Source organism: Burkholderia sp. KBS0801 (assembly GCF_005937855.2).
Lineage (GTDB): Bacteria > Pseudomonadota > Gammaproteobacteria > Burkholderiales > Burkholderiaceae > Burkholderia > Burkholderia ambifaria.
On record NZ_CP042177.1, the window covers coordinates 1,053,076 to 1,067,188 of the forward strand.

Here is a 14,113-nt window from a genome sequence, read left to right on the forward strand (position 1 = left end):
CGGCGCGGCGATTCGTGCCGTCGAGTTCACGATATCCGCTCGGCCTGTTTCAGTGCTCGGTGTTTTGTAAGTCGAATGGCACACGATGTAACAAAACCTGTCCGTCGCGCGCCGTTGTCGTCCCGTCGCAATCCGCGTGTCAAGCGGACGTAAGCCAGTCGTCGAAAACCTGCCGTCCGGGCACGGTGACGCGCAGCACGCGCGGCCGCGCAGTGCGTTCGATCCAGCCGTGCGCGCAGAAGCTGTCGAGCAGTGCCGCGCCCAGCGCGCCGCCGAGATGCGCGCGCCGCTCGCTCCAGTCGAGGCAGCCGCATGCGAAGCGGCGCCGGCGTGTACGCTGCTGCGCGACGTCGATGCCCCAGCGCGCGAGGGCTTGCGTGCCGAGCTCGGTGGTCTCGATCGCATCGCCGTCCGCGTGCAGCCAGCCGCGCGCGGTGAGGCCGTCGAAGATGCGGACCGCGAGTTCGCCGGCCATGTGGTCGTAGCAGGTGCGCGCGTAGCGCAGCTCGGCCGGCACCGTGCGCGCCGGCGGCGGCACGGGACGGTTCGGCGCGGCCGCCCGGGCCACGTTCGCGAGCGCCTCGAGCGACGCCGCGATGTCGGCCGACGCGAGCCGGTAATAGCGGTGCCGGCCGCGCACGTCGAGCGCAAGCAGGCCGCCTTCGGTCAGGCGCGCGAGGTGCGCGCTCGCCGCGGACGGCGACAGCCCCGCGATCATCGTCAGTTCGCCGGCCGGCCGCGCGCTGCCGTCCATCAGCACCCATAGCATCGCGGCGCGTCCCGGATCGGCGAGCAGTGCGCCGATCCGGCTCAGGCCCGGAAAGTGGTGGTCGTCTTGATCGGTCATCGTCGTGTCTCGTCAGGCGCAATGACAGCAGTGTAGGCGCTGCGCACATTCGATGTTTCGCGTTCGGATGAAATGTCGGATGCGGCGGGGCGCAGCCGCGGTCGCCGGCCGCGCACGCGTAGAATGGCCGGACGCGGCGGCAGTGGGCCGCCGGATGCGACACGATGCAACGATGAAGACGATTTTCTGCCTGTTGGCGGCCGCGTTAGTATGCGCGGCCTGTGCGCAGGGCGGCGCGGGCGCCGCCGGCGAGCGGGGCGGCAGCCTCGAGATGTACGGGACGATCGATCAGGGAATCACGGTGCGCCGCTGACGGGCGCCGTTTTCCTGTTCCGATGCCGGGTCGACGCGCGGGTGCGCGTGCGGTCGCGAACAAGCGGCGGCCCCAGCCACGGGTTGCCGCGGTGCAACGTATAATGCGCCGATTGCAGTACCCCGCCGCCTGGAGCTACCACGATGTCCCCACAGTCCCCCGTACCGGCCGCCCTGGACCGCACCGAAACCGTATTCCGCTTCCTCGCCGAGCCGTCGTCCGTGAACTTTGGCGGCAAGGTGCACGGCGGCGCGCTGATGAAGTGGATCGACGAGGTCGCGTATGCGTGCGCGGCAGTCTGGTCGAGCCGCTATTGCGTGACGGTCAGCGTCGGCAACATCCGCTTCCAGCGTCCGATCCTCGTCGGCAACCTGGTCGAGCTGAAGGCGCGCGTCGTCGCGACGGGCCGCACCAGCATGCACATCCATGTGTCCGTGCATGCCGGCGATCCGAAGGGAGGCGTGCTGCGTCAGACGACCGACTGTCTCGTCGTATTCGTCGCGGTCGACGAGAACGGCAACCCGGTGCCGGTGCCACCGTTCGTGCCCGAGACCGACGAGCAGAAAGTGCTCGCGAAATATGCGGCCGACGTGCGCGCCGCGCTCGACAAGATCGTCGAGATGAAACCCGAGGAAGTGGCGAAGGGCACCGTCTGACGGCACCGGGCGCCGCGTTCGCGCCGCGCCCGTCGCGTTACACCGTGATCACCGCGATCCGATCATCTCTTCGGGCCGCACCCACGCATCGAATTCCGCCTCGGTCAGGTAGCCGAGCGCGAGCGCGGCGGCCTTCAGCGTCGTGCCTTCCTTGTGCGCCTTCTTCGCGATCTGCGCGGCCTTGTCGTAGCCGATGTGCGGATTGAGCGCCGTCACGAGCATCAGCGATTCGTTCAGCAGCAGGTCGATGCGCGCGCGGTTCGGCTCGATGCCCGCCGCGCAATGGTCGTTGAAGCTTTGCGCGCCGTCGGCGAGCAGCCGCACCGACTGCAGCACGTTGTGCGCGATCATCGGCCGGAACACGTTCAGCTCGAAGTTGCCGCTGGCGCCGCCGACGTTCACGGCGACGTCGTTGCCGAACACCTGGCAGCACAGCATCGTCACGGCTTCCGACTGCGTCGGATTCACCTTGCCCGGCATGATCGAGCTGCCCGGCTCGTTTTCCGGAATCGACAGTTCGCCGAGGCCGCAGCGCGGCCCGCTCGCGAGCCAGCGGACGTCGTTGGCAATCTTCATCAGGCCGGCCGCGACCGTCTTCAGCGCGCCGTGCGCGAACACCAGTGCGTCGGCGGCCGCCATCACCTCGAACTTGCTCGGCGCGGTCACGAACGGCAGCTTCGTCAGCCGGCCGATCTCGTCGGCGACACGCACCGCGAACTCCGGATGCGCGTTCAGCCCGGTGCCGACCGCGGTGCCGCCGAGCGCGAGCTCGTACAGATGCGGCAGCGCCGACTCGACGTGTCGGACGCCCTGGTCGAGTTGCGCGACATAACCGGAAAATTCCTGCCCCAGCGTGAGCGGCGTCGCGTCCTGCAGATGCGTGCGGCCGATCTTCACGATGTCGGCGAAGGCCTTCGACTTCGCGTCGAGCGTCGCGCGCAGCGTGCGCAGCGCGGGCAGCAGATGGTTGACGATCGCGTACGCGGCCGCGACGTGCATCGCGGTCGGGAACACGTCGTTCGACGACTGGCCGCGGTTCACGTCGTCGTTCGGATGGACCTTGCGCGCTTCGCCGCGCTCGCCGCCGAGCAGCTCGCTCGCCCGGTTCGCGATCACCTCGTTGAGGTTCATGTTGGTCTGCGTGCCGGAGCCCGTCTGCCACACGGCGAGCGGGAATTCGCGCGGGTGCTTGCCGGCGATGATCTCGTCGGCCGCGTCGATGATCGCGCGCGCCTTGTCGTCGGCCAGCACGCCGAGCGACTGGTTCACGGCGGCCGCTGCGCGCTTGACGATCGCGAGCGCGTGGATCAGCTCGGGCGACTGCTTCTCGGTCGAGATCCGGAAATTCTGCAGCGAGCGCTCGGTCTGCGCGCCCCAGAGCCGGTCGGCCGGCACGGCGATCTCGCCGAATGTGTCGCGTTCCATCCGAACTGCTTCGTTCATGATGCACTCCTCTTGGGAAGGGGAAAGGCCGCGCGTCGCGCGGCGTCGGGCGTATCGTGAGGCAGGCGCGCCGCTGGCGCGGCGTCTTGGGTCTTCAGCCGACAAGCATAGCGCCGGCCGCGAATTTGCGTCGTGTCGCGCCGTGCTGTATCGCGTTCAGCGCGCCGACGCGATGAGCGACGCGGTCTTCATGTGAAAGCGACAGGCCATCAGCACGGCGACGCTGGCGAGGCCGGCCGCGAGCCCCCACCACAGGCCGCGTGCGCCGAGGCCCGCGTGGAACGCCAGCCAGTAACCGGTCGGGAAGCCGATGCCCCAGTAGCCGAGGGTCGCCGCGAGCATCGGGATGCGCGTATCCCGCAGCCCGCGCAGCGCGCCCGACGCGACCGTCTGCATCCCGTCCACGATCTGGAACACCGCGGCGATGCCGAGCAGCGACGCGGCAAGCGACACGGTCGCCGCGTTGGCCGGGTCGTCGAGGTGCAGGTACAGGCCGACGATCGCATGGGGCGCGACGATCAGCACGAGCCCCGACAGCGACATGAATGCGACGCCGAGGCCGAGCGCGACGAAGCCCGCGTGCCGCGCGGCGACCGGCTCGCCGGCGCCGACCCAGTAGCCGACCCGTACGTTCGCGGCCTGCCCGATCGCGAGCGGCACCATGAACGCCAGCGATGCGACGTTCAGCGCGATCTGGTGCGCGGCGAGCGACGTCGCGCCGAGCACGCCGACGGTCAGGCCCGTCGCGAGAAACAGCGTCGATTCGACCCCATACGTGATCGCCACCGGCCAGCCGATGCCGATCAGCTCGCCCATCATGGGCAGTTTCGGGCGGGCGGCCGTCACGAAATGGCGGAACCGCTCGCGGCCGTGCAGCAGCCAGATCAGCGCGAGCGCGGTGAGCCAGATCGTGATGGTCGTCGCGACCGCGGAGCCGAGGAAGCCGAGCCGCGGCAAGCCGAATGCACCGTGGATCAGCCCGTAGTTCAGCACGGCGTTGACGCCGACACCGCCGATCGACACCCACAGCAGCCGCCGCGCGGCGCCGATCGCGGGAAGGAAGGCGCGCATCAGCCCGACGCCGATCAGGCTGCCGAGCGCCGCGAACCGCAGGATGCCGGTGTATTCGCCGACGTGATGCGCGAGCGTCGGGGGCTCGTGGAACATCAGCAGGATCGGCTCCGACAACGACAGCGCGACGATCGCCGGAATCGCGAGCAGCAACGACAGTACGAAGCCGGTCCAGTAGATGTGCGGCACGCGGTGTTCCGCCTGCGCGCCGCGCGCATGCGCGACGCTCACGCTGACCGATGACAGCACGCCCTGCAGCACCGTCACGATGACGAAGAAGTAGTTCGCGCCGAGGCCGCCCGCCGCGAGCGAATCGGGCCCGAGCGAGCCGAGCAGCACCGTGTCGGTGACGCTCATCGCCATCTGCGAGAGCTGTGCGATCGCGAGCGGCGCGGCGAGGCGCGCGGTATCGGCGGCATGACTGGACAGGGATGGCGGCGCGGCGGCCGTCCGCGTGAGACCGGAATGCGACATGGAATGGGCGCTCGCGCGGGTGCGGGCCCGCGCTGTCTGTATTTATTTTGAGAGACAGCTAGCTTACGGCTTTATTCGAACGGTGTCGAACGCGCGCGCCGATGGCCATGTCACGGTCAGGGGAACGGCTATGCGTCGTGCACCGCGATCCGCGTATCGCCGAACAGCACGACCTGGCCCGCGCGGATCTTGCAGGTCTTGCGCAGCTCGACCACGCCGTCGACTTTCACCGCGCCGGACGCGACGAACATCTTCGCGGTGCCGCCGCTGTCGGCGAGACCGGTGATCTTGAGCAGGTTGTGCAGTTCGACGTATTCGCCGGTCAGCGTGAAATCCAGATTGGGCATGACGAAGGAAGCGCGCGATGCGCGGGAGGAATCGCTCCGCATCATACGGCACCGCGGCCCGGCGCGCGAGCGCGGACGTCCAGGCCCGTTCGTACGGGTTGGCGTGCAGTTGTTAAGGACTGTGAGCGATTCGTCAGCAAATGAAACGGTGGGTAACAGTCTGAGAGATTCGAGAACCGGCCGGGCGGCGCGCGGGTCTTCTGTCGTACCTGCTGCGTGTTGCAGTAGGGGACGCGACGGAGCGTATCGATGTGCTCCGCGCCCACAACTTCTCGAGGAGGATAGCCATGTCCAAGATTCGTACGATGCTGATCGGTGCCGCGCTGACGGCGTTCGCAACTTCGGCCGCATTCGCGCAGACGGGCGTCGCAACGCAGGGTACCGCAGGCGCCGGCGTGCAGACGCAGACCCCGGCAGCAGGGGCCGGCGCCGGCGCGGGCATGCAGGGTAGTGCCGGCATGAATGCGTCGGGCAGCGCCGTGGGTGGCGCGACCGATGCGGTCGGTGCGGCAGCCGACGGTGCGAAGGATACGGCGGCGTCGTCGGTCCATTCGACCAAGAAGCACGCGAAGCATGCGACGAAGTCGGCCAAGCACCAGGCCCGCTCGACGAAGTCGAAGGTCGGCGACGAGGCGGTCGAAGGCGGTGCGTCGACGGGTGTGCAGGGCGGTGCATCGGCCGCGGGCGGCACGCAGTAAGCGGCGCCCGCCCGTCACGATGTTCGCCCCGGACGGCGCATCGTGACGGCGATCGAATGGCGGCCCGGTTCGCTTCGCGCGAACCGGGCCGTTCTTCATTCGTGCGGGCCGACCGTCATGGCCGGCGCTGTTCCGGCCCCGGCCCGTGCGCCGGTCGTGCGGCGGACGGTGCGAACACGCCGCGCAGCCACGCGGCGAGCCGCGCGAATACGTCGTACGGTTCCTCGATGAAGATCTCGGGCTTCAGGAGCCGCAGGTATTCCATGATCTGCTGCGCTTCCTGTTTCTGGAACGAACCATGCGCGAGCCCGAGCCGCAGCAGGCCGCGCAATTCGCCGAGCTTGTCGCGCGCGGCGCTGCCGACGCTCATCTCGCATGCGAGCTTGGCCTCGTAGATGCGCTGGCGCAGCGATTCCGCGAGCCGCCACGCGGGCGTCTGCATCATTTCCTCGAGCGCCTGGATGTCGTGCACCGCGCTCTTGATCTGCGCGGCGAGCGGATCGATCAGCGACGCGTCGCCCTGCGCTTCGGCGACGATCGCCTTGGCCCAGTCGCGGCACGCCTTCGCGAGCTCGTCGGGGGTCCATTCGGCGCGCGACGCGAAGCCGAAGCCGAATTCGCCGGCCTGCCGCATCAGGATCGCGACGACGTCCGGGAATTCCTTGTCGAGCGTGCGCTTCGCCCACGCGTACTGGCCGCCTTCGAGCATCCGCTGTACGGCATGCTCGGTCAGCGGCACCATGTTGTCGAGCAGCTTGGCGCGCAGGAAATCCTCGAACGACGGCGTCGCGAACTGCGGGTCGAGTTTCAGCGATACGCGTACGAACGCGTCGTAGTCCTTGCGCAAGGACGCAAGCGTGTCGTCCTTGAGGGAAAGGGTGATCTGGCCCATGAATCGTCTCGATGGCGGCCCGCGCGTGTCGGCGCCCGGCGTCGTGCACCGGTACGGGCGCAGCGTCGACGGACCGTTCGCGCCGAGGCTGTGGCGGGTCTTCATCCCCTATATCGGCGCGCCGGACGAAAACTTGAGCGCGGCCGGCGACGTCCGCTCAGGCCGGCAGCCAGTGCGGCATCACGATCCCTTGCCAGAAGAAGAACACCGCGAGCCCGACGGCGATCGTTACGAGCGGCCGGCGCGTCGTCGCCGACACCAGCACCGCGGCGAGTGCGCCGACGAGCTGCGGATTGCGCCACGTCAGCTCGGCCGTGCCGCCGTGCGGAGAGACGGTCATCGGCACGATGATCGCGGTCAGCACGGTGACGGGCACGAAGCCGAGCGCGGTCCGCACGAGCGGCGGGAAGGTCAGCCGCTCGCCGAACAGGAACAACGTGGTCCGGATCGCATAGGTGATCGCGGCCATCCCGAGGATCAGCAGCGCATAGCTCACGATGCGGCCTCCGTGCGTGAACCGGTGCGCGAGCGCTCGTGCCTTACCGTGAGCGCGACACCGACCGCGACGCCGGCGGCGACCGCGCCCAGTAACCCGAGCTTGTACGGCCAGCCCTGCCAGAAGTAGGCGAGCGTGCCGGCTGTGGCTGCGGCCGCGAAATAGCGCAGCTTGCCGAGCTGCGGGACGACGATCGCGATGAAGGTCGCCGCCATCGCGAAATCGAGGCCGAGTGACTGGAGGCCGGGGAAGGCCGCGCCGAAGCCAATGCCCGCGAGCGTCCAGACCTGCCAGTTCAGGTACATCGCGAGGCCCGAACCGAAGAAGTAGTGGGGGCCGATCGCACCGGGCGGGAAGTGCCGGTAGTGCGAGTAGGCGACCGCGAACACTTCGTCGGTCAGCAGCGCGCCGAGCGTCGCGCGCCAGCGCAGCGGCAGGTGTGCGACGTACGGCGCGAGCGTGGCGCTGTACAGCAGGTGACGCAGGTTCACGATCAGCGTCGTCGCGAGCACGACGACGAAGCTCGCACTGCCGGCGATCAGGCCGAGTGCGATGAACTGCGCGGAGCCCGCGAACACCGCGAGCGACATCAGCGTGCCGTGCCAGGCGGCCAGCGGCCCGCCGGCGACGAGCGTGCCGAAGATCACGCCGAACGGCGCCGCGCCGATCATCATCGGGATTGTGTCGCGCGCGCCGTCGAGCCATTCGTTGAACGGACGGCGCGGCGGGGGCGACGGTGTGGATGAGGGATTCAAGGGACGCTTCTCCATGACGGGGAGGATAGCGGGCCGATGCCGTGGCGGCTTGTATGTTCTTGCGCCCGCGGGGGCCGGCGGCGCAATCCGCGTGCCGGTGGCCGCGGGTGGTCGATGCAGGGGGAGCGTGGGCGCGTCAGCGCGCCTGCCAGCGTCCGGGCGGTACGCCGAACATCCGTTTGAAATGTCGCGTGAAGTGACTCTGGTCGACGAAGCCGCTGGCCGCGGCGACCTCCGCAATCGATACGCCCGCGCGCAACGGCGCGAGCGCACGCTGCAGCCGCAACTGATTGCGCCACGCATGCGGCGGCATGCCGGTCGTGCGGGTGAACAGGCGCGCCGCGTGAAATGGCGACAGGCCGGCGGCCTGCGCGACGTCGCCGAGCGTGACCGGGCACGTGAGATCGGCGGCGAGCCGTTCGCGCATCACCTCGACGCGCGGCTCGTCGGCCGCGAGCGCCGCAGGCTGCAGCCGCGCGTCGGCATGGCGCGCGATCAGGGTCGACAGCGCATCGAGCATCGCCGTTTCTGCGGCGAGGGGATCGTAGAGGCGCGGTGCACCCGCTGCCGGAGCATCATCGGCCGGCCGGTCGTGCGGGTGAGCGGACGGTATGCGTTCGCTGCCGGCCTCCATCATCCGGTGGGCCAGCGCGAGCCGCGCCGCGAGATCGGGGTCGCGGATCACGTCGGACGGGAACCACGGCGCATCCTGCGGCCGACCGGCGATCGTGCTGGCGAGCGCGCGAATGTAGTCGACCGGCACGTAGCTCACGCGATAGCACCAGCCTTCGTCGGTCGCGCGCGAGCCCGTGTGCACTTCGCCGGGATTGATTACGGGCACGGTGCCGGTTTCGGCGACATGGCCGCTGCCGCGACACGTGTAGCGCTCCGCACCCTCGAGGATCACGGGAATCGTGTAGGCGTCGTGCCAGTGCGGCGCGAACGCGTGGTTGCGATAGGTGGCCGTCAGCAAATCCGCATCCGGCAGCAGCGGCGTGCGCCAGTAGCGTGCGGCGTCGGGAAGGCGGGTGGCGGACATGATCGGGCGCGGAGCGGTCGAATGGGTAAGTGTAGCGCTCGCGCACCCCGCAGGCGCGGGCTTACTTGACCGGAATCGTCGTGCCGGCCGGCATCGGCACCGCGGTCACGGCGTTCTTCGGGCTGCCGCTGACGATGCGATCGCTGTAGGTCAGGTAGACGAGCGTGTTGCGCTTCTTGTCGACGACGCGCACGACATGCAGCGTCTTGAAGATGAACGACATCCGCTCGCTGAACACGTCGGTCTGCTGCTTGAGCGGCTCCTTGAAGCTGAGCGGGCCGACTTGCCGGCACGCGATCGACGCTTCGCTCGGATCCTCCGCGACGCCGAGCGAGCCCTTGATCCCGCCGGTGCGCGCCCGCGACACATAGCAGGTGACGCCGGCCACGAGCGGATCGTCGTACGCTTCGACGACCACGCGGTCGGAGCCCGTCACGCGGAAATGGGTGTTGACGCTGCCGACTTCCTCCGCGTGCGCGAGCGGCGCGGCGGCAAAGACGGAGAGGACGAGGGCGAACGGCAAGGCGGAAAGGAGGCGGTGCTTCATCGACGGAACCGGATGCGAATGCGGGATAAAGACTCTAGCATGCGCGGCGGTGACCGACGGGCGCCGGAAAAACAAAAGGCCCGTCGAATGACGGGCCTTTCGCTGTCTGGCTCCCCGACCTGGGCTCGAACCAGGGACCTACGGATTAACAGTCCGGCGCTCTACCGACTGAGCTATCGGGGAATAAATCGGTACATCTGCTTGGTTTGTTTCCAACAAGAAACCCGCGCACATTCAACGGGCCTTTGCTTTTTTGGCTCCCCGACCTGGGCTCGAACCAGGGACCTACGGATTAACAGTCCGGCGCTCTACCGACTGAGCTATCGGGGAACAAACAACAACAGCAGAGAAACGAGATTGTATGGAGCGTTGGCTAACCTGTCAATACCTTTGAGCGGCGGGGCGCAAAAAATATTGCGCGGCGCCGCTGCGCGATCAGCGCTCGAGCAGGTGCAGCTTTTCCTGCACGTCCTTCCACTCGTCCGCGTCGGCCGGTGCCGGCTTGGTCTTCGTGATCGACGGCCAGTTCTTCGCCAGCTCGGCGTTCAGCTCGGTGAACTGCTGCTGGTCGCCCGGAACGTCTTCTTCGGCATAGATCGCATTGGTCGGGCACTCGGCCACGCACACGGCGCAGTCGATGCACTCGTCCGGATCGATGGCGAGAAAGTTGGGACCTTCACGGAAGCAATCCACCGGGCACACATCCACGCAGTCCGTGTATTTGCACTTGATGCAGCCTTCGGTCACAACGTGAGTCATTAAAACGCTCCTGCTTGGCGGTATATGGGGTGGCGTTTGCGCCAAAAGCGGCATTGTAACTGAAGCGCAAAACCCGCATGACGTGGTCGGCTTTCCGGCTTATATCGTTTCGTGATTAGTTTATGGGGCCGACCGGGGCTGCCGCGCGTGCGGCAATGGCGGCCCGGCCGGAGCGGGCAGGCGCGCTTTCACGATGGTCCGGCCCGCATTCGGGTAACATGGCCGACAGACCGGGCGGCGCGCGGTGTGCCGGACCCTGTCTCGATATTGGCGGTGCCGCAATCATGATCATCACTTCGCTGCTCGACACGGATCTCTACAAGTTCACGATGATGCAGGTCGTCCTGCATCACTTTCCCGCCGCAAATGTCGAGTACCGGTTCCGGTGCCGCACGCCCGGCGTCGATCTCGTCCCGTACATCGACGAGATCCGCGACGAGGTGCGCGGCCTCTGTTCGCTGCGCTTCACCGACATCGAACTCGACTACCTGCGGCGGATGCGCTTCATCAAGAGCGATTTCGTCGACTTCCTCGCGCTGTTCCATTTGAACGAGAAGTACATCTCGATCACGCCTTCGCCGAAGGGCAACGGCGAGATCGACATCGTGATCGAGGGGCCGTGGCTGCACACGATCCTGTTCGAGATCCCGGTGCTCGCGATCGTCAACGAAGTCTATTTCCGCAACACGCAGCGCGAGCCCGACTATCGCGAAGGCCGCGAGCGGCTGCGCGAGAAGATCAAGCTGCTCGGCGCGAAGCCCGAGTTCGCCGACTGCAAGATCGCCGACTACGGCACGCGCCGGCGCTTCTCGAAGGTGTGGCACGAGGAGGTCGCGCTGACGCTGCGCGACGGGCTCGGGCCGCAGTTCGCGGGCACGAGCAACGTGTTCTACGCGATGAAGCACGAGCTGACGCCGCTCGGCACGATGGCGCACGAATACCTGCAGGCATGCCAGGCGCTCGGCCCGCGGCTGCGCGATTCGCAGACTTACGGTTTCGAGATGTGGGCGAAGGAGTATCGCGGCGACCTCGGGATCGCGCTGTCGGACGTCTACGGAATGGATGCGTTCCTGAACGACTTCGACATGTACTTCTGCAAGCTGTTCGACGGCGCGCGCCACGATTCGGGCGATCCGTTCGAGTGGGGCGAGCGCATGCTGCGCCACTACGAGGCGAACCGCTGCGACCCGCGCACCAAGGTGCTCGTGTTCTCGGATGCGCTCGACATCCCGAAGGTCATGCAGCTGTACGAACGGTTCCGCAACCGCTGCAAGCTCGCGTTCGGCGTCGGCACCAATCTCACGAACGATCTCGGCTACGTGCCGCTGCAGATCGTGATCAAGATGGTCCGCTGCAACGGCCAGCCGGTCGCGAAGCTGTCGGATTCGCCGGGCAAGAGCATGTGCGACGACCGCGCGTATCTCGCGTACCTGCGCCAGGTGTTCGGCATCGCGCAGCCGGTCGACGACGACGCATCGCAGTAGGCGTCGGCCGTCCGGCCAGGTGCGTCGCGGCGAGGGCGGCCGGTATAATCCGACGGTATCGCACGCTCATGTCACGAGGACCGTTCATGGACACTTCCGCTGCCCGTCGCCAGATCCTCGCACGCATTCGCGCGGCGCAAGGACGCGCGCCCGAACCCGATGCAGCGGAGCGCGACGGCGTCGCCGACTATCTCGCTCGTCATCCCGAGGGGCCGCGCCCGCCGATGCCGGCCGACCTCGTCGCCGCATTCGTCGATGAAGCGGCGCGCCTGTCGACGACGGTCGACGAAGTCGCGACGCTGGCCGATGCGCCCGCCGCCGCCGCCCGCTATCTTGCCGCTCACGGCCTGCCGATGCAGGCCGTCGCATGGCGCACGCTCGCCGAGCTCGACTGGGCCGGCGCGGGCCTGTCGGTCGAATGCCGCAAGCCGCGCGAGGGCGACCTCGTCGGCCTGACCGGTTGCTTTTGCGCCACCGCCGAAACGGGTTCGCTGGTGCTGCTGTCCGGTCCCGACACCTACGCGTCGGCCGGGCTGCTGCCGGAGACGCACATCGCGATCGTGCCGGCGTCGCGGATCGTCGCGGGCCACGAAGACGCCTTCGCGCTGATTCGCGCGGAGCGCGGCGAATTGCCGCGCGCGGTCAATTTCGTATCGGGCCCGTCGCGCACGGGCGATATCGAGCAGACCATCGTGCTGGGCGCGCACGGCCCGTACCGCGTTCACGCGATCGTCGTGCGCGGCGCATGACGCGCGCGCCGGCTTCATCCTCACTCGACTCATTCGCACAAGGAAGTTCTGCATGAAACGACATGCCGCCTGGGCGGGCATGGCGTCGGGAGCCGCGCTTGGCGCCGTTCCCGCGCTCGCATCGGCCGCCACGCTCGACGGTGCCACGCTGTCCGCACTATGGGGTATCCCGTTCGCCGGGATCCTGCTGTCCATCGCGGTGTTCCCGCTCGTCGCGCCGGTGTTCTGGCATCACCATTTCGGCAAGATCGCCGCGGCATGGGCCATTGCGTTCCTGGCGCCGTTCGCGGTCGCATTCGGCGCGGGCACGGCGTTCGGTACGCTCGTGCACGCGCTGCTCGAGGAATACATCCCGTTCATCGTGCTGCTGACCGCGCTCTATACGGTCGCCGGCGGCATCTGCGTCAACGGCAACCTGCACGGCACGCCGAAGCTGAACACCGCGATCCTCGCGCTCGGCACGCTGCTCGCGAGCGTGATGGGCACGACCGGCGCCGCGATGCTGCTGATCCGCCCGCTGCTGCGCGCGAACGACAACCGCAAGCATGTCGTGCACGTCGTGATCTTCTTCATCTTTCTCGTCGCGAACGCGGGCGGCTCGCTGTCGCCGCTCGGCGATCCGCCGCTGTTCCTCGGCTTCCTGAACGGCGTGAGCTTCTTCTGGACGACCACGCATCTGGCGCTGCCGATGCTGTTCATCTGCGCGGTGCTGCTGACGCTGTTCTTCGGGCTCGATACGTACTTCTACCGGAAGGGCGGCGAGGAGCGGCCGGCCGCGCTCGACCCGACACCCGACGGCGCCGCGCTGTCGATCGACGGCAAGGTCAACTTCGTGCTGCTCGCGGCCGTGATCGGCCTCGTGCTGATGAGCGGGATCTGGAAGCCGGGCATCACGTTCGACGTGTGGGGCACGCACGTCGCGCTGCAGAATCTCGTGCGCGACGTCGCGCTCGTCGTCGTGGCACTCGCGTCGCTCGCGTTGACGCCGCGCTCGGCGCGCGAAGGCAATGCATTCAACTGGGCGCCGATCGAGGAGGTCGCGAAGCTGTTCGCCGGAATCTTCGTGACGATCGCGCCGGTGATCGTGATCCTGCGCGCGGGTGCGCAGGGCGCGTTCGCGCAGATCGTCCATCTCGTCACGGGCCCCGACGGCAAGCCGGTCGACGCGATGTACTTCTGGGCGACCGGCCTGCTGTCGTCGTTCCTCGACAACGCGCCGACCTATCTCGTGTTCTTCAACCTCGCGGGCGGCGACGCGCAAGCGCTGATGACGGCGGGCGCGACGACACTCGCCGCGATTTCCGCGGGGGCGGTGTTCATGGGCGCGAACAGCTACATCGGCAACGCGCCGAACTTCATGGTGAAGGCGATCGCGGAGTCGCGCGGCGTGAGGATGCCGAGCTTCTTCGCGTATCTCGGCTGGGCGCTCGTGATATTGGTACCGGTATTCCTGCTGACGTCGTGGCTCTTCTTCCCGGCGTAGGCTGATTATTTTCAACCAAGCGCGGCCGGAACGCGGCGCACGATGCGCCGCGTTCCGGCC

The 14,113-nt window shown here is 67.9% G+C and carries 16 protein-coding genes and 2 tRNA genes; 6 read left to right on the top strand and 12 right to left on the bottom strand.

Annotated elements, in window-relative coordinates; translation table 11 throughout:
- Nucleotides 1-139: 139 nt before the first annotated feature.
- Nucleotides 140-847: an ArsR/SmtB family transcription factor gene (locus FFI87_RS05175; protein ID WP_011656313.1), complete on the bottom strand. Its 708-nt coding sequence runs from the start codon at nt 845-847 to the stop codon at nt 140-142.
- A gap of 172 nt (nt 848-1,019) precedes the next feature.
- Here FFI87_RS05175 and FFI87_RS34420 point away from each other — a divergent pair, with 172 nt between their 5' ends.
- Entirely contained in the window at nt 1,020-1,160 is a 141-nt protein-coding gene (locus FFI87_RS34420) for a hypothetical protein (RefSeq protein ID WP_006753078.1), read from the top strand.
- Between the two features lie 143 nt (nt 1,161-1,303).
- On the top strand, nt 1,304-1,816 hold the full coding sequence (locus FFI87_RS05180) for an acyl-CoA thioesterase (protein ID WP_006753077.1): 513 nt from the start codon (nt 1,304-1,306) through the stop codon (nt 1,814-1,816).
- Nucleotides 1,817-1,864: 48 nt separating this feature from the next.
- On the opposite strand, the gene fumC is transcribed toward FFI87_RS05180, so the two are convergent.
- The 3 genes from fumC to FFI87_RS05195 all read right to left on the bottom strand — a co-directional run bounded on the left by fumC (nt 1,865) and on the right by FFI87_RS05195 (nt 5,151).
- Nucleotides 1,865-3,259, bottom strand: coding sequence for a class II fumarate hydratase (gene fumC / locus FFI87_RS05185; RefSeq protein WP_138848074.1), 1,395 nt, complete (start codon nt 3,257-3,259; stop codon nt 1,865-1,867).
- A gap of 156 nt (nt 3,260-3,415) precedes the next feature.
- Nucleotides 3,416-4,804 carry a multidrug efflux MATE transporter NorM gene (norM, locus tag FFI87_RS05190; RefSeq protein WP_011656317.1) on the bottom strand — a complete coding sequence of 463 codons (1,389 nt, stop codon included), beginning with the start codon at nt 4,802-4,804 and terminating at the stop codon, nt 3,416-3,418.
- Nucleotides 4,805-4,932: 128 nt separating this feature from the next.
- A complete protein-coding gene (locus FFI87_RS05195; RefSeq protein ID WP_006753074.1) occupies nt 4,933-5,151 on the bottom strand; it encodes an RNA-binding S4 domain-containing protein in 219 nt (72 codons plus the stop codon).
- Between the two features lie 287 nt (nt 5,152-5,438).
- Between FFI87_RS05195 and FFI87_RS05200 the strand changes: the two genes are divergently transcribed.
- Nucleotides 5,439-5,849 carry a hypothetical protein gene (locus FFI87_RS05200; RefSeq protein WP_012363380.1) on the top strand — a complete coding sequence of 137 codons (411 nt, stop codon included), beginning with the start codon at nt 5,439-5,441 and terminating at the stop codon, nt 5,847-5,849.
- Nucleotides 5,850-5,964: 115 nt separating this feature from the next.
- On the opposite strand, the gene FFI87_RS05205 is transcribed toward FFI87_RS05200, so the two are convergent.
- From FFI87_RS05205 to fdxA, 8 genes are all read right to left on the bottom strand, one after another.
- A complete protein-coding gene (locus FFI87_RS05205) occupies nt 5,965-6,741 on the bottom strand; it encodes a DUF4088 family protein (protein WP_138848502.1) in 777 nt (258 codons plus the stop codon).
- A 157-nt stretch (nt 6,742-6,898) separates the two neighbouring features.
- Entirely contained in the window at nt 6,899-7,237 is a 339-nt protein-coding gene (locus FFI87_RS05210; protein ID WP_012363382.1) for an AzlD domain-containing protein, read from the bottom strand.
- The gene (locus FFI87_RS05215; RefSeq protein WP_138848073.1) at nt 7,234-8,007 is read right to left on the bottom strand and encodes an AzlC family ABC transporter permease; all 774 of its coding nucleotides are present in this window, start codon (nt 8,005-8,007) and stop codon (nt 7,234-7,236) included. The genes FFI87_RS05210 and FFI87_RS05215 overlap by 4 nt, the downstream gene beginning before the upstream one ends.
- Before the next feature lie 121 nt (nt 8,008-8,128).
- A complete protein-coding gene (locus FFI87_RS05220; RefSeq protein WP_138848072.1) occupies nt 8,129-9,031 on the bottom strand; it encodes an AraC family transcriptional regulator in 903 nt (300 codons plus the stop codon).
- Between the two features lie 61 nt (nt 9,032-9,092).
- Entirely contained in the window at nt 9,093-9,578 is a 486-nt protein-coding gene (locus FFI87_RS05225) for a CreA family protein (RefSeq protein ID WP_138848071.1), read from the bottom strand.
- Between the two features lie 107 nt (nt 9,579-9,685).
- Nucleotides 9,686-9,761 (bottom strand) — tRNA-Asn (locus tag FFI87_RS05230).
- A 71-nt stretch (nt 9,762-9,832) separates the two neighbouring features.
- A tRNA-Asn gene (locus FFI87_RS05235) sits at nt 9,833-9,908 on the bottom strand.
- Between the two features lie 105 nt (nt 9,909-10,013).
- The gene (gene fdxA, locus FFI87_RS05240; protein WP_006753067.1) at nt 10,014-10,337 is read right to left on the bottom strand and encodes a ferredoxin FdxA; all 324 of its coding nucleotides are present in this window, start codon (nt 10,335-10,337) and stop codon (nt 10,014-10,016) included.
- Between the two features lie 284 nt (nt 10,338-10,621).
- Here fdxA and pncB point away from each other — a divergent pair, with 284 nt between their 5' ends.
- The 3 genes from pncB to FFI87_RS05260 all read left to right on the top strand — a co-directional run bounded on the left by pncB (nt 10,622) and on the right by FFI87_RS05260 (nt 14,053).
- Nucleotides 10,622-11,821 carry a nicotinate phosphoribosyltransferase gene (pncB, locus tag FFI87_RS05250; protein ID WP_012363386.1) on the top strand — a complete coding sequence of 400 codons (1,200 nt, stop codon included), beginning with the start codon at nt 10,622-10,624 and terminating at the stop codon, nt 11,819-11,821.
- A gap of 86 nt (nt 11,822-11,907) precedes the next feature.
- Nucleotides 11,908-12,570, top strand: coding sequence for a lactate utilization protein C (locus FFI87_RS05255; protein ID WP_012363387.1), 663 nt, complete (start codon nt 11,908-11,910; stop codon nt 12,568-12,570).
- A 52-nt stretch (nt 12,571-12,622) separates the two neighbouring features.
- The gene (locus FFI87_RS05260; protein ID WP_138848070.1) at nt 12,623-14,053 is read left to right on the top strand and encodes a sodium:proton antiporter; all 1,431 of its coding nucleotides are present in this window, start codon (nt 12,623-12,625) and stop codon (nt 14,051-14,053) included.
- The last annotated feature ends 60 nt before the right edge of the window (nt 14,054-14,113 follow it).

Excerpts from the sequence above, each read along its gene's own strand:
- FFI87_RS05225 (WP_138848071.1), bottom strand. The coding sequence starts at position 9,578 with ATGAAGCACCGCCTCCTTTCCGCCTTGCCGTTCGCCCTCGTCCTCTCC.
- FFI87_RS05195 (WP_006753074.1), bottom strand. The coding sequence starts at position 5,151 with ATGCCCAATCTGGATTTCACGCTGACCGGCGAATACGTCGAACTGCAC.
- pncB (WP_012363386.1), top strand. The coding sequence starts at position 10,622 with ATGATCATCACTTCGCTGCTCGACACGGATCTCTACAAGTTCACGATG.
- FFI87_RS05255 (WP_012363387.1), top strand. The coding sequence starts at position 11,908 with ATGGACACTTCCGCTGCCCGTCGCCAGATCCTCGCACGCATTCGCGCG.
- FFI87_RS05220 (WP_138848072.1), bottom strand. The coding sequence starts at position 9,031 with ATGTCCGCCACCCGCCTTCCCGACGCCGCACGCTACTGGCGCACGCCG.
- FFI87_RS05205 (WP_138848502.1), bottom strand. The coding sequence starts at position 6,741 with ATGGGCCAGATCACCCTTTCCCTCAAGGACGACACGCTTGCGTCCTTG.
- FFI87_RS05260 (WP_138848070.1), top strand. The coding sequence starts at position 12,623 with ATGAAACGACATGCCGCCTGGGCGGGCATGGCGTCGGGAGCCGCGCTT.
- FFI87_RS05175 (WP_011656313.1), bottom strand. The coding sequence starts at position 847 with ATGACCGATCAAGACGACCACCACTTTCCGGGCCTGAGCCGGATCGGC.
- FFI87_RS05215 (WP_138848073.1), bottom strand. The coding sequence starts at position 8,007 with ATGGAGAAGCGTCCCTTGAATCCCTCATCCACACCGTCGCCCCCGCCG.
- fumC (WP_138848074.1), bottom strand. The coding sequence starts at position 3,259 with ATGAACGAAGCAGTTCGGATGGAACGCGACACATTCGGCGAGATCGCC.
- fdxA (WP_006753067.1), bottom strand. The coding sequence starts at position 10,337 with ATGACTCACGTTGTGACCGAAGGCTGCATCAAGTGCAAATACACGGAC.
- FFI87_RS05200 (WP_012363380.1), top strand. The coding sequence starts at position 5,439 with ATGTCCAAGATTCGTACGATGCTGATCGGTGCCGCGCTGACGGCGTTC.
- FFI87_RS34420 (WP_006753078.1), top strand. The coding sequence starts at position 1,020 with ATGAAGACGATTTTCTGCCTGTTGGCGGCCGCGTTAGTATGCGCGGCC.
- norM (WP_011656317.1), bottom strand. The coding sequence starts at position 4,804 with ATGTCGCATTCCGGTCTCACGCGGACGGCCGCCGCGCCGCCATCCCTG.
- FFI87_RS05180 (WP_006753077.1), top strand. The coding sequence starts at position 1,304 with ATGTCCCCACAGTCCCCCGTACCGGCCGCCCTGGACCGCACCGAAACC.